This window comes from Enterobacter sp. UCD-UG_FMILLET (assembly GCF_000762975.1).
GTDB classification, from domain to species: Bacteria; Pseudomonadota; Gammaproteobacteria; order Enterobacterales; family Enterobacteriaceae; genus Enterobacter; species Enterobacter dykesii.
This window is the reverse complement of the sequence record NZ_JRJC01000006.1, coordinates 45,409-59,226: the sequence shown is the minus strand read 5'-3', so window position 1 is coordinate 59,226 and position 13,818 is coordinate 45,409. Positions and strand designations below refer to the sequence as shown.

Here is a 13,818-nt window from a genome sequence, read left to right as displayed (position 1 = left end):
CAGGCCCGGTGAGCGTCAGCGCCACCGGGCTTTGTTTTTAGGTACTTTTCTTCCCCGGCTTTAACCCACGGTGTAACTCGTTGATGCGCTTCATCGACTTGATGGTGCGCTGCGGCTCGGTGGAGGCGACGGATAAAATGATCATCTCCAGACACAGCAGCACCGTGCCGTGGAGCGGAATTTTGCCTTTTTCGCCGCCGCGCGGAACGTGGATCACCACGCTGGCCTCCTTGCTGAAACGCGAATCGAGGGCGTTGGTCAGCAGGATGGTGGGAATGCCCAGCCGTTTTGCTTCACGCAGCGTGGTTTGCCCCTCCCGGTGCGCGGATTTCTGCGCCATCATCACCAGCACGTCGCCGCGCTGAAGCGCAATCAGCTGCTCGGCAAGCCCTATTCCGGTACGGTTAAGCGGCGTGGCGGGTAACCCCATACGGCTGAACAGCCTGGCGGTATACTCGGCCAGAATGCCGGAGGCGCCAATGCCAAATATGGCGACCTGCCTCGCCTGCGCCAGCAGAGAGACCGCCTGGGCCATTGCGTAGCGGTTGTGGGGCTCGGATAACACCTCGCAGGTGTGCTGATGCCCCTCCAGCACGAAATCAATGCTCGCGTTGACGTCGCTGGCGAGCGTATTCACCGTAGTGGACATCTTTTCGCTGGAGGTGACCACCGGACCAAACCACTGCTCCAGCGTTTGCTTAAGATCGCGCAGCCCGGCGAAACCCAGCGCCTGAATGGCGCGGACCACCGTGGCATCCGACGTTTTCAACAGCGTCGCAATCTCCATTGCGGTCTGTTCCATCACCGCTTCGCGGTTGTCATGGATATAGCGTGCAACCTGCAGCAGACGCGGCGTCAGCTGATGCGCACGTGCGCGAAAGCGGTCGCCATAGACATCCACGCGCCCTTTCTCTTTGCGGATCACCGTGACGCCTCCGGCAGCGGACGTCCGGCAATCTGCGACTGCACCTGCACGGCCATCAGACCTAACGAGGCGTACGAATTCGAGATGGCCTCTTCACGCGAGATCAGCACGTAATGCCCGGTTCGGCAGGCATTCAGGAACTGACACCAGCCCGGCATGACCGCATCCATCGCCGCCAGCTCGTCCTGCGGTTTACCGCCCGTATCCCCGCGCCAGGTGGCGAAGACGAAATCGGCATCCAGCTCCGGCAGGCGCTCGGCGCTGACGTCAATCCGTCCCCCTTCCGGGATGGACTCAATCAGCGGCGGGAATTTGAATCCTGCGTCGCGCAGAACGCGGCCCAGCGAGTGGTAGCTGTGCATGGCGTTAATCTTCCCCTGATTCGCCTGAATCACGGACACGGTCACCTTGCTGGTATCAATAGTCGCCTTCAGCGCCTTGATTTGTTCCTGATAGCGGCGTTCCAGAATGTCTAGCCTTGCCTGCGTGCCCGTGAGCTGAGCCAGCTTGCGGTAGATCTTCGGCGCGCCGCCGTCGAGATGATCGATGCTCACCGTCGGGGCAATTTTCGCCAGCTGTTCCACCGGGGTGTTGCGGGTCGGCTCGGTAACGATCAGATCAGGCTTTGCGGCGGCGATGGCTTCAATGTCGATATCGGCCGTACCGATAAATTTAATGTCGGAATTATCGAAGTCGACGCCGGTCAACATGCCGCTTGAGCGCAGAAAGTGGCTGCCGTCCGGCCGCGTGCGGCCATGGCTCGCCACCGGCGGCACGCCAAGCTCAATCAGCGGAATGGTGATATCCAGATCGTGTAATGAAACAATCCGCTTCGGATGAACCGGCACCACCACTTTTCGGTTAAGATCGTCAGTAAACGTCTGCGTCGGCTCCGCCGCCCCCACCGCGAACCCCACCAGCAACAGCATCGAAAACAGTACGCGCATCATAGTCTCCTAAAATCTGTCCCGACGCTGCCAGAGCAGCAGCAGGAAAAACGGTCCGCCAATCAATGAAATGATAATTCCCGCCGGCAACTGCAGCGGGAGGAATGCCAGACGTCCGACGTTATCCGCCAGCAGCACCAGCAGCGCGCCCAGCACGGCGCTTCCCGTCAGGAGCGCGGTTTGCCCACCGCGCAGCAGCAGGCGCGCCATATGAGGGGCAATCAGCCCAACGAAACCAATACTGCCCACGCACGAGACGCAGGCCGCCGTCAGCACCACCGGAGCGAGAACCCGCAGCAGCGCCAGCCGGGTTGTACGCACGCCAAGGCCCACGGCGGCCTGATTGCCGAGCAAAGCCACGTCCGCAGCCCGTGCGGTAAACAGCAACAGCGCAAACGCGGGGGCAGCCCAGAGCGCAGCCAGGCCCACCAGCGTCCAGTTTGCCGCATGCAGGCTTCCCGCCAGCCACAGCATCGCCGTCTGCACGTCGCGCACGTCGGCGGTGGTGATAAAGACGCCCATTGCGGCGGCAAACGCCCACGACACGCCGATGCCGATCAGGATGAACCGCGGGCGCGAGATATCGCGTGCCAGGGCAATAACCAGCAGCGCGGTAAGTAGCCCTCCGGCCATGCCGACCAGCGGACGCCAGGCCAGGCCCAGCGCCGGGAACTGAAAAATCAGCAGCAGTACCGCCGCGCTACAGCCCTCCTTCACGCCGATAAGTCCGGGGTCAGCCAGGCCATTGCGGGTGATGGACTGCATTGCCGCCCCCGCCATGCCGAGCATCGCGCCGCACAGCACCGCCATCAGCAGGCGCGGCAGGCGGATATCCATCACGATGTAGTGCGTCTCCGCCGTCAGGCTCTCAGGCGAAAACAGCGCCCGCCCGATGGCGGAGGTGGGAATGGGCAGAGAACCGTGCGTCAGGCCAAAACCCAGCAGGCTTAGCGCCACCAGAGATAAAAGCGTCAGGCACGCCAGCGCCCTCGGGCGAACCAGCGCCGATAAACGGCCAATACGGATCGCGCGGAATCCGGCCCGGTTCATTTGAACATCCTCGACGCCATAAAGATGAATACGGGTGCGCCGACCAGGGCCGTCATGATGCCGGTTGCCAGCTCCCACGGCGTGAACAGCGTGCGGGCGGCGATATCCGCCAGCAGCAGAACCAGCGCGCCACACAGGGCAGACAGCGGCACCATCACGCGTAAATCGACCGACACCAGACGACGAATGAGCTGCGGCACCACGAGGCCGATAAAGCCAATCGGCCCGGCAATGGAGACGGCCGCGCCGCAGAGCAGCGCAATCGCCAGCAGGGCGAGCAGGCGAGTTTTCAGCAGCGACACCCCAAGCCCCTGCGCCATTCGGTCTCCCAGCGCCAGCATGTTGAGCGAGGGCGACAGCGCGATGGCGAGAACAAAACCGGCTGTTGCAGCCCACAGGGCGCTCCGGAGCGTCTGTATGCTGACCCCGGCCAGGTCCCCTGCCAGCCAGGTACGCATGGCGAGCAGCGTCTGTTCATCGAGGATTAACACCGCGGCGGTAATCGACGAGGCAAACGCCGACATCGCCACGCCGCACAGCGTGACCTTCATCGGCGTAAGCCCGGTGCGACCGGACGAGGAGAACATCAGCACCTGCAAAAACAGCGCGGCGGCACCAGCGGCGGCAACGAGCGGGCGACCAAACGGCAGCGACAGCCCAAGCGCGCTGGTAATCACGACCGCCAGCGCGGCCCCGGCGTTGAGTCCCAGAATATGCGGCTCGCCGAGCGGGTTGCGGATCACAGACTGCAGCAGCACGCCCGCCACGCCGAGCGAGGCGCCCGTCACCATCGCGGCGCAGAGGCGCAACAGTCTTAATTTGATAATGACGTTATGGTCGAAATTGCGCGGATCGAAATGGAAAAATGCCTCCACCACCGTCTGCGGGGCGATGAAGCGTGCGCCGATGCCCAGATGCATTATCGCGCCCAGCGCCAGCAGCAATGCGAAGATCGGGAAGGCCAGAGAGGAGCGCATCATGGCTGAACGGTGCTCTGGCGAAACGGCATAAAGAACGGCTTGCCGGTCAACGGGTTGATGGACATATGCACATCCACATCAAACACCGCTTTAATCAGCTCCGGCGTGCAGGCATCGCCCTCATGCAATACGCCTTCAACTTTCCCCTGGCGTAAAAAGACCAGCGAATCGCCGTAGTTTACGGCGAAGTTGAGATCGTGCAACACCACCACGACGGTACGTCCGTGCTGGCGGGTCAGGGCGTGCAGCAGTTCCAGGATCTCCACCTGATAGCGGAGATCGAGAAACGTCGTGGGCTCGTCAAGCAGGATATACGGCGTTTGCTGCGCCAGCGCCATAGCGATCCAGCAGCGCTGACGCTGGCCGCCGGATAAGCTTTCCACCGGAATATGGGCAAACTCTGCCGTGCCGGTCAGGCGCAGGGCCTCTTCCACCGCCAGCTCGTCCTCGTCGCTCCACTGGCGCATAAAGTTTTGCCAGGGAAAACGCCCGCGCGAGACCAGCTCAAAGACGGTTAACCCTTCCGGCAGCAGCGGAGACTGCGGCAGGATACCCAGCTGGCGGGCGACAGCTTTGGTCGGCTGCTCGTGGATCGCCTTACCGTCGAGAACTGCCGCGCCGCCAAGCGGCTGAAGCAAGCGCGCAATGGTGCTCAGCAGCGTGGATTTTCCGCAGCCGTTCGCCCCTACCAGCACGGTCATTTTCTGCTGTGGGATCGCAAGGGAGATATCATCAACGATGATTTTTTTCTGATAGCCCGCAGTGAGGTTCTCCAGAACCAGTCCCGGTTTTTTTGTGTTGTGAGCCACGTGAATGCCAACGTAATAAAAAAGCGCAACAAATATAAATAAAAATCATTCTCTTTTGAGAGTTTGACGCTGCGCCATGTAGTAGTCAAGAGAAGAAACACCCTGATAAAACCAGGGATAAGACTGACGGAAAATGAATACGGAACGGCTTACAAAAACATTTATTTCAATAAGTTAATTTTTATTCCTCGGCGCTTGTATGCCCGGCGAAACGTTGTAGTCGATTTTTTCTTTTTTCCATTTACTACTACATTCGCGCATGATTGAATGATTCTCAATTACATGTCCGATGCCCGCCGTGGCTAACGGACAGACCGTAAAGGGCAATGACTCACACATTTTTCCGCGAAACGTCATTCGCGGGATATTTCGGGATAACAGATGTAATGGCTACGTTCACACCTTCACTCTCTGGGATAAAAGGGCGCGCGCTCTTTTCACTGCTGTTCATGGCGCCGCTGGTGCAGGCAGCAGATAACACCGCGGCTAAAGACGGCGAAACGCTTACCGTCACCGCCGATCCAAATACGACGGCGGAGGCCACGAATGGCTATCAGCCGCTGAACACCTCCACCGCGACGTTAACCAACATGCCGATGCTGGATATACCGCAGGTGGTCAATACCGTCAGCGATAAAGTGCTGGAGGATCAGCATGCCACCACGCTGGATGAAGCGCTCTATAACGTTAGCAACGTGGTGCAGACCAACACCCTGGGCGGTACGCAGGATGCCTTCGTGCGCCGCGGATTTGGCGCGAACCGCGACGGCTCGATCATGACCAACGGCCTGCGCACCGTCCTGCCGCGCAGCTTTAATGCCGCAACCGAGCGCGTGGAGGTGCTGAAAGGCCCGGCCTCGACGCTCTACGGCATTCTCGATCCGGGTGGTCTGATCAACGTCGTCACCAAACGCCCGGAGAAAACCTTCGGCGGTTCCCTTTCCGCCACCTCTTCCAGCTTTGGCGGCGGCACCGGACAGATCGATGTTACCGGCCCGATTGACGGTACGCGCCTGGCGTATCGCCTCACGGGTGAGTATCAGGACGAGGATTACTGGCGCAATTTCGGCAACGAACGTAGCACCTTTATCGCCCCGTCGCTGACCTGGTTTGGCGACGACGCCACCGTAACCGTGCTCTATTCGCATCGCGACTATAAAACGCCGTTCGATCGCGGAACGATCTTCGATCTCAACACTAAAAAAGCCGTCGACGTCGATCGCAAAACCCGCTTCGACGAACCGTTTAACGTAACCGACGGCCAGTCCGATCTCGCTCAGCTCAACGCGGAGTATCGCCTCAACAGCCAGTGGACCGCGAAGTTCGACTATAGCTACAGCCAGGATAAATACAGCGATAACCAGGCCCGCGTGATGGCCTACGATTCCAAAACCGGCAACCTGACCCGCCGCGTGGATGCGACCCAGGGCTCGACCCAGCGTATGCACACGACGCGCGCTGATCTGCAAGGGAACGTGGACATCGCGGGCTTTTACAATGAGATCCTGACCGGCGTGTCGTATGAGAATTACGATCTGCTGCGTACGGACATGATCCGCTGTAAGAACGTTAAGGGCTTCAATATTTACCACCCGAGCTACGGCAGCCTCGGCAAGTGTACCACCGTCTCGGCATCCGACAGCGATCAAACCATTAAGCAGGAGAGTTACTCCGCCTACGCGCAGGACGCGCTGTACCTGACCGATAAGTGGATCGCCGTCGCAGGCATGCGCTATCAGTATTACACCCAGTACGCGGGGAAAGGCCGTCCGTTTAACGTGAACACCGACAGCCGCGACGACCAGTGGACGCCAAAGCTGGGTCTTGTTTATAAGCTCACCCCGGCGGTCTCGCTGTTTGCCAACTATTCCCAGACGTTTATGCCGCAGTCTTCCATTGCGAGCTACATCGGCGACCTGCCGCCAGAAACGTCAAACGCGTATGAAATCGGCGCTAAGTTTGACATTTTCGACGGCATTACCGCTAACATCGCGCTTTTTGATATCCATAAACGCAACGTGTTGTACACCGAAAGCATTGGAGATGAAACCGTCGCCAAAACCGCGGGCCGCGTACGCTCGCAGGGTGTGGAAGTGGATCTCGCCGGATCGCTGACCGAGAACACCAACATTATCGCCAGCTACGGCTATACCGACGCGAAGGTGCTGGAAGATCCGGACTACGCGGGCAAACCGCTACCGAACGTGCCGCGCCATACCGGCTCCCTGTTCCTGACCTACGATATTCACAATGCGTTTGCCGGGAATACCCTGACGCTGGGCGGCGGCGGGCACGGCGTAAGCCGTCGTTCCGCAACCAACGGTGCGGATTATTATCTGCCGGGCTATTTCGTGGCGGATGCGTTTGCGGCTTACAAGATGAAGCTACAGTATCCGGTGACGCTGCAGGTGAACGTGAAAAACCTGTTTGATAAGACCTACTACACGTCGTCCATTGCGACCAACAACCTGGGCAACCAGATTGGCGATCCGCGCGAAGTGCAGTTTACGGTGAAGATGGAGTTTTGACGCTGCTCATCGCTCTTTCATCCACATTATAATCAGCAGACCTGACTCTCCAGAACATCTGGAAGGGAAAAGGATACCACCCAGTATGAACCGGTCAGAGCAGAATATCATTTGACAGGTTAATACTGGGAAAAGCTTCTTCAGCACTGCAAAATACACGCTAATGGTTAGCCCTACTAGCATGAAATCACTTAGTGCTCACTGAGGGTAACTTACCAAAATGCTGCTCGATAGTTATTCGACACATCTGCGAGTAAGAAAAAGTAGGTGCAGAACACCGATGCATCTCTTTGAACAAATAGAACAAAAGATCTTTTACAAGTTCCCGACTTTCCCCCGCTAATGTGCGATCATTTAGAAGCACAACAAGCTTATCAGCGGTATAAATGAGAACCTTTAGTGAAAGCAATATCTCTTTTCTTCTGGCCACCAGGCTAACGCGATTTAATCCTAATAGCTCGATGGTTTTATCTACCCTCGCCAATACGCCGGGGGAGGACAGCGTACTTTTAGAAGGGGCGATAATTGCCTCATCAGTAAAAGTGAAAAGGTCATCTATATTGTCAACTGTAGGGTTGAGCAGTAATGATGGCTCACCAGCAATGGTTGCAGCGAGATTGGCATTATTGATGATGAATGTGCTATTGAACACCACCGTGGCTTTTGCACCGCTTAAAGGGAAATGGTCATGTTTTCCCGCTTTCTTATCCTTCTTTAACAATATGCCCGTCAGCGGATCAAAGAGGTATTGATACCGTTCCCGATTACAGTCGATACAGGAGGGTAGAAGATTTTCCCAAACTGCCGCCAACCAGAAGTAACCCGTTTTATCATTTTTCGGCCTGAAATGTTCGACATCTACCGGCTGCGTAGCGGAATAATAGCTTTCACAATAAGAACATTTCCCGTGAAAGAGCTTTTCCAGCGCTGCTTTTACGGCATCATCGCTATAAACATTAAAGACCTTTGCCTTACTGTTTTTAATATTTCTTTGCAGTTCTTTGTAAGCCGCACTTTTTTTATTATCCATATCAAGACAGCCAGGTCTTGGGACCAGAGTTCGATCAAAATATCGCATAATTATCGTCCGGCAGCCTGAGTCCAAAGAACATCAAGTTCCGTAATCAAATCATCATTCAGGGCATCCATTATATCTCGCTCAGGGCTTTTAGCGATCATTCTGTCAATGGTTTGATAAACTAGCTGATCGCGTCGAGTCCCCGAGAAAATTCCCGTGCCCGCACCGCGAGCCGCTAAACTGCTTCGCAAAACCTCAAGCCGACTGAGATTAACTGTTGATAAATCTTCACCCTTCGTCTGTTTATAAAGCAATGCATAATATTCAGCAAAATCAGCTTCAGTTTCAGGATCAAGGGTTGAGTTTAGGCCGAAATGAGCCGAAGTCAGTAATTGTTCTGCTGTCAAGCCGCTAACCGGAGGAAGACCATCAACAAATTTCACTCTACTGTTGGACCGTCTCAACACTCTTACTTCATCATCTTTTAATCCACGCAGACACAACGGTTCGTGTGTACTGCACATAAACTGCGTATCAGGAAACAGCTGACGCAGACTTTTTACAATCTTCATTCTCCAGCGAGGATGAAGATGGGTTCCCAATTCATCAATGATAACAATGCCATTAAAATCTTCCGCTCTTTCAAACCCCAGATTCATGGCCGTATTAGCGATATCCATATAAAGGGAAACAATTGATTTGAAGCCATCGCTAAGCTGGCTAAAAGCGAAGGGTTTTTTATCTATAATAAACCTCACATTTTCTGCACTTGCACCTTCTGACATAATTTGTAAACGTCGGTGTTTGCCAAAGAGCTCAGATAAACTGTCAACACAATAAGCCAGCCTCTGCGGATCCAGAGATTTAATAGAGAGGTTAACGTCGGAAAGTGGTTCAAAACTATCAAACAGTGTATCAATATAGCAAGTATCTACTCGATCCTTTGCAGGATGCCGAGCATTAGGATGTAAACGCGATGCGCCGTAAGCGTTAAGTACAATAGGGCTTACCCTTCTTGCCGAATCAGAAAAAATGGCACCGTGTGGCGTAATGGTTAAAATCAGTTCGGGAAAATCACGAGTAAATAAAAGTTTTATATATCCCTCTTTGGCCCCGTAACGAAGGAAATCGGTTAAACTAACATTGAGCTCCCTTAAAAGATCCGTAGCTCGTTTCTCTCCAGCCAGAAGCAGCGCTGCTAGTTTTAATAATGTACTTTTACCGACCCCGTTATCGCCAAGCAGCATCAACCAGACATCATTATCGTCACTCAATTCTATAATATGCTTACCAGATATCGGGCCTATATCTTTAATAATAATACGTTTAATTTTAGGGCCGTACAATCGTATTTTTTCAGCTGGCTTAACCATCTTTGAATGATACTCTTGTTTTGGTTTTGCTATTACGCGCTGATTAAATTGTGAAATGAGCTGTTGTGATAGAGCCAGGAACTGGCCATTGTGAGTTTTTAAGAAATCATTAATACGATCTTCATTCGCATTCGCTTTGAGTTGTTGTAGCAAAAGCACCGCGTGGAGTTTACGTGCTCCGACTAACGATGGTCTGTTCAGACCAAGAATGTTAATGGTCATTTCACCGCGCTCGCTTAGAGGAAGAACTGTACCATCTTCTATAAAATCCAGATGTTCTTCAATACGCAACTGCGGATCGCAAGGATCCAGTAACAACGGCATTTCATACGCGAGTTCATCTCCAGTTGCAAACAATTCACAGATAGGACCTGCGATAGGGAATTTATTGCCTTTTCGCCCATTGCATTCTGGACAAGAGAGGTAAAGATTACTCCAGGAGTTTCTCAACCATAAATAATGTAAAGGGAATGCTTTGCCTGTTTCCACATCTATTACGCCGCTACCCGGTCGGAAGTTATCAATATACATTGTGATATCGGGTATACATTGTTCGCAATAGGCGCACTTATTATTGAATAATATAGTTAACGCCTCACGATAGCGAACAGACGATCTACGACTCCTACCCGGAAGTTTATTTCTCAATTCCTTAATTTTATAATTTGAATATATCCGTTCAGTCAGGGGCATTCTTTCATTGATAAATTTAATATCCCTCATGACTACATCCTGATCATCCCATGGAATATTCAGAGCGTTTCTATCTACAAATATCATTATTTTAATCTCTCAATGTAGGGTAAAAAAAACCTGAAACTTATGAGTTTCAGGTTTTTTTCCCAAATAAGTAATCAGGCCTAGATATCCGCCATATCGCCTTTCTCCTGCAGCCAGTTACGTCGGTCTTCCGAACGTTTCTTGGCAAGGAGCATATCCATCATGGCGTTGGTCTGCTGTTCGTCTTCGTCGCTGATCGTCAGCTGCACCAGACGGCGCGTGTTCGGATCCAGCGTCGTTTCGCGCAGCTGCATCGGGTTCATCTCGCCCAGCCCTTTAAAGCGCTGTACGTTCGGTTTGCCCTTCTTACGCTTCAGCTGTTCCAGCACGCCCGCTTTCTCTTCTTCCGTCAGCGCGTAGTAAACCTCTTTGCCAAGGTCGATACGGTACAGCGGCGGCAGCGCAACGTGGACGTGACCGTTTTTAACCAGCGTTTTGAAGTGCTTCACGAACAGCGCGCAGAGCAGCGTGGCGATGTGCAGACCGTCGGAGTCCGCATCCGCGAGGATACAGATCTTGCCGTAGCGCAGCTGGCTCAGATCGTCGCTGTCCGGATCGATGCCGATCGCCACCGAAATATCGTGCACTTCCTGCGAGGCCAGCACTTCATCAGACGAGACCTCCCAGGTGTTCAGGATCTTACCCTTGAGCGGCATGATCGCCTGATATTCACGATCGCGCGCCTGCTTGGCCGATCCGCCCGCCGAGTCACCTTCCACGAGGAACAACTCGGTACGGTTGAGATCCTGCGCGGTACAGTCCGCCAGCTTGCCCGGCAGCGCAGGGCCGCTGGTTAGCTTTTTACGCACCACTTTCTTCGCGGCACGCAGACGACGCTGGGCGCTGGAAATCGCCATTTCGGCCAGCATCTCTGCCGCCTGAACGTTCTGGTTCAGCCACAGGGTAAACGCATCTTTCACCACGCCGGAGACGAACGCCGCGCACTGACGTGACGACAGGCGCTCTTTGGTCTGACCGGCAAACTGCGGATCCTGCATCTTCACGGAGAGCACGTAGGCGCAGCGATCCCAGATATCTTCCGCCGACAGCTTTACGCCGCGCGGCAGAATATTGCGGTATTCGCAGAATTCGCGCATCGCATCCAGCAGCCCCTGACGCAGGCCGTTGACGTGCGTACCGCCGAGCATGGTCGGGATCAGGTTGACGTAGCTTTCCGTCAGCAGCTCGCCGCCTTCCGGTAGCCACAGCAGCGCCCAGTCCACCGCTTCGGTATCACCGCTAAAGTTACCGACGAACGGTTTTTCCGGCAGCGTCGGCAGGCCGTTTACCGCTTCGCACAGGTAATCGTTCAGACCGTCGGCGTAGCACCAGGTTTGTGCGGTATTGTTAACGTGGTCTGTAAAGGTAATTTCCACGCCGGGGCACAGCACCGCTTTAGCTTTCAGCAGGTGCGTCAGGCGAGAAACGGAAAAGCGCGGGCTGTCGAAGAAGCTTTCGTCAGGCCAGAAGTGGACGCTGGTGCCGGTGTTGCGTTTGCCGCACGTGCCGACAACCTGCAGATCCTGCACCTTATCGCCGTTTTCAAACGCGATTTTGTAGACCTGACCGTCGCGACGGACGTTCACTTCCACGCGTTTGGACAGGGCGTTGACCACGGAAATGCCCACGCCGTGCAGACCACCGGAGAACTGGTAGTTCTTGTTGGAGAACTTACCGCCCGCATGCAGACGACAGAGGATCAGCTCAACGGCAGGCACGCCCTCTTCCGGGTGAATATCCACCGGCATGCCGCGCCCGTCGTCGATGACTTCCAGCGACTGATCGGCGTGCAGGATAACGTCAACGCGTTTGGCATGGCCCGCCAGCGCTTCGTCCACACTGTTATCAATAACTTCCTGGCCCAGATGGTTTGGGCGCGTCGTATCGGTGTACATCCCCGGGCGGCGGCGAACCGGCTCAAGCCCGGTGAGGACCTCAATGGCATCAGCGTTATAGGTTTGCGTCATGATTTAAACTAGCAATTCGCATTGATTGTCAGTGGCTGTGCAGTCCAAGAAAATCGACAATCTGGGTGAAATGATTCTCAAAGCCCGTGAAAGCATGGTTTCCGCCCTCTTCTATAGTCTGGCGGCAGGAGGCGTAATACGCCACTGCCTGGCGGTAATCCAGCACTTCATCCCCCGTCTGTTGCAGCAGCCAGATGAGATCCGGTGCCTCAAGCGGGTCGACCTGCATAACTTTGAGATCGTAAATATGGCGTGACTCTAGCACATATTGCTGCCCGGTGTAGGGGTTCTCGTTTTCGCCAAGAAAGTCCCGCAGCAGCTCAAATGGCCGTACCGCCGGATTAACCACAACGGCGGGCAGCATGAAGCATTGTGAGAGCCAGGTGGCGTAATACCCGCCCAGCGATGAACCGACCACACCGAAGGTTTCGCCGCCGTGCGCAAGCACAATAGATTCCAGCATCTCCGCGGCCTCTGCCGGGTAAGGCGGCAGCTGCGGGATAATCATCTCAACGTCGGGGTGATGCTCGCTGAGCCACTGGCGAAACTGTGTCGCTTTTGCGGAGCGCGGCGAGCTGTTGAATCCGTGCAGATAAAGGAGCGTAGACATCAATAGCCTTCTGAAGCGGTATCCGGGCGGAATTTTGCACCGGTCAAACGGCAGACTTCCGTGGTCAGCGTGCCGTCGGCATGCAGTTCCAGCCAGCGCCAGCCTGGCGCGATGGTATCCAGCGTAAAGTTGGCACAGTGCGGCTTAAACTGAACGCAGGTCGACGGCGTCGCCAGCATGCGGCGCCCGTTCCAGTCGAGATCCTGTTCCTGATGAATATGCCCGCACAGCAGATTTTTCACCCGTGGGAATTTCGCCAGCACGCGATCCAGCGCTGCGGAGTTGCGCAGGCTGTGCTGATCGAGCCAGCTGCAGCCCGCCGGCAGAGGATGATGATGCAGCAACAGCAGCGTGTGCCGTTCAGGTTCAGCAGCCAGTTTGGTCTCAAGCCAGTCGAGCTGAAACTCGCTTAACTCACCGTGCGGGACGCCAAACACCTGGCTGTCAAGCAGCAGGATCTGCCACTGTTCACCCGCAAAAACACATTTCGCCGGAGAAATCCCCGCATCCTGAAGAGAACTGTACATGGCGGGCTGGAAGTCATGGTTTCCCGGCAGCCAGACGCAAGGCACGCTAAAGCTCGCGATGCCTTCAGCAAAATGCTGGTAGGCCGCGGAGGATTGATCCTGCGCCAGATCGCCCGTTGCGACAATCAGATCGCATGCACGGTTTTCGGCGTGAATGGCGCTAAGTACCGCCAGATAACTCTCCCAGGTATTCACCCCCAGCAGCGTTTCATGCTTTTCGGCAAAAAGGTGGGTATCGGTGATTTGTAATATCCTGACTGGCGCCCCACCAGCAACAGTCAGGTTCAACAGGCTTTCCAAATGG

Annotated in this window: 11 protein-coding genes; 1 reads left to right on the top strand and 10 read right to left on the bottom strand. The window is 55.1% G+C overall.

All coding sequences use genetic code 11. The features are described 5' to 3' along the window. Window positions 1-37: 37 nt before the first annotated feature. From LA04_RS00725 to LA04_RS00705, 5 genes are read right to left on the bottom strand one after another with little or no spacing between them, the layout of a single operon-like run. On the bottom strand, window positions 38-925 hold the full coding sequence (locus LA04_RS00725) for a MurR/RpiR family transcriptional regulator (RefSeq protein WP_033146656.1): 888 nt from the start codon (window positions 923-925) through the stop codon (window positions 38-40). Continuing rightward, on the bottom strand, window positions 922-1,872 hold the full coding sequence (locus LA04_RS00720; protein ID WP_047650111.1) for an iron-siderophore ABC transporter substrate-binding protein: 951 nt from the start codon (window positions 1,870-1,872) through the stop codon (window positions 922-924). Before LA04_RS00720 ends, LA04_RS00725 begins: the two co-directional genes overlap by 4 nt. 9 nt (window positions 1,873-1,881) lie before the next feature. Next, a complete protein-coding gene (locus LA04_RS00715; RefSeq protein WP_047650110.1) occupies window positions 1,882-2,922 on the bottom strand; it encodes a FecCD family ABC transporter permease in 1,041 nt (346 codons plus the stop codon). Beyond that, complete coding sequence (locus LA04_RS00710) at window positions 2,919-3,902, bottom strand: FecCD family ABC transporter permease (protein WP_047650109.1); 984 nt, start codon at window positions 3,900-3,902, stop codon at window positions 2,919-2,921. Before LA04_RS00710 ends, LA04_RS00715 begins: the two co-directional genes overlap by 4 nt. Further along, window positions 3,899-4,711, bottom strand: a complete 813-nt coding sequence (locus LA04_RS00705) for an ABC transporter ATP-binding protein (protein WP_047650107.1) — start codon at window positions 4,709-4,711, stop codon at window positions 3,899-3,901. Before LA04_RS00705 ends, LA04_RS00710 begins: the two co-directional genes overlap by 4 nt. 386 nt (window positions 4,712-5,097) lie before the next feature. Between LA04_RS00705 and LA04_RS00700 the strand changes: the two genes are divergently transcribed. Continuing rightward, window positions 5,098-7,239, top strand: a complete 2,142-nt coding sequence (locus tag LA04_RS00700; protein ID WP_047650105.1) for a TonB-dependent siderophore receptor — start codon at window positions 5,098-5,100, stop codon at window positions 7,237-7,239. A 187-nt stretch (window positions 7,240-7,426) separates the two neighbouring features. Here LA04_RS00700 and LA04_RS23065 read toward each other — a convergent pair whose 3' ends face one another. The 5 genes from LA04_RS23065 to cpdA all read right to left on the bottom strand — a co-directional run bounded on the left by LA04_RS23065 (window position 7,427) and on the right by cpdA (window position 13,814). After that, complete coding sequence (locus LA04_RS23065) at window positions 7,427-8,269, bottom strand: HNH endonuclease (RefSeq protein WP_052119506.1); 843 nt, start codon at window positions 8,267-8,269, stop codon at window positions 7,427-7,429. A gap of 50 nt (window positions 8,270-8,319) precedes the next feature. Continuing rightward, window positions 8,320-10,410: an AAA family ATPase gene (locus LA04_RS23060; protein WP_081957632.1), complete on the bottom strand. Its 2,091-nt coding sequence runs from the start codon at window positions 10,408-10,410 to the stop codon at window positions 8,320-8,322. Between the two features lie 80 nt (window positions 10,411-10,490). Then, complete coding sequence (gene parE / locus LA04_RS00685) at window positions 10,491-12,377, bottom strand: DNA topoisomerase IV subunit B (RefSeq protein WP_047650103.1); 1,887 nt, start codon at window positions 12,375-12,377, stop codon at window positions 10,491-10,493. A 28-nt stretch (window positions 12,378-12,405) separates the two neighbouring features. Then, window positions 12,406-12,987, bottom strand: coding sequence for an esterase YqiA (yqiA, locus tag LA04_RS00680; RefSeq protein ID WP_008502976.1), 582 nt, complete (start codon window positions 12,985-12,987; stop codon window positions 12,406-12,408). Beyond that, window positions 12,987-13,814: a 3',5'-cyclic-AMP phosphodiesterase gene (gene cpdA / locus LA04_RS00675; RefSeq protein ID WP_047650102.1), complete on the bottom strand. Its 828-nt coding sequence runs from the start codon at window positions 13,812-13,814 to the stop codon at window positions 12,987-12,989. Before cpdA ends, yqiA begins: the two co-directional genes overlap by 1 nt. Window positions 13,815-13,818 lie beyond the last annotated feature (4 nt).

Excerpts from the sequence above, each read along its gene's own strand:
- LA04_RS00720 (WP_047650111.1), bottom strand. The coding sequence starts at position 1,872 with ATGCGCGTACTGTTTTCGATGCTGTTGCTGGTGGGGTTCGCGGTGGGG.
- LA04_RS23060 (WP_081957632.1), bottom strand. The coding sequence starts at position 10,410 with ATGATATTTGTAGATAGAAACGCTCTGAATATTCCATGGGATGATCAG.
- LA04_RS00715 (WP_047650110.1), bottom strand. The coding sequence starts at position 2,922 with ATGAACCGGGCCGGATTCCGCGCGATCCGTATTGGCCGTTTATCGGCG.
- yqiA (WP_008502976.1), bottom strand. The coding sequence starts at position 12,987 with ATGTCTACGCTCCTTTATCTGCACGGATTCAACAGCTCGCCGCGCTCC.
- parE (WP_047650103.1), bottom strand. The coding sequence starts at position 12,377 with ATGACGCAAACCTATAACGCTGATGCCATTGAGGTCCTCACCGGGCTT.
- LA04_RS00710 (WP_047650109.1), bottom strand. The coding sequence starts at position 3,902 with ATGATGCGCTCCTCTCTGGCCTTCCCGATCTTCGCATTGCTGCTGGCG.
- LA04_RS23065 (WP_052119506.1), bottom strand. The coding sequence starts at position 8,269 with ATGGATAATAAAAAAAGTGCGGCTTACAAAGAACTGCAAAGAAATATT.
- LA04_RS00700 (WP_047650105.1), top strand. The coding sequence starts at position 5,098 with ATGGCTACGTTCACACCTTCACTCTCTGGGATAAAAGGGCGCGCGCTC.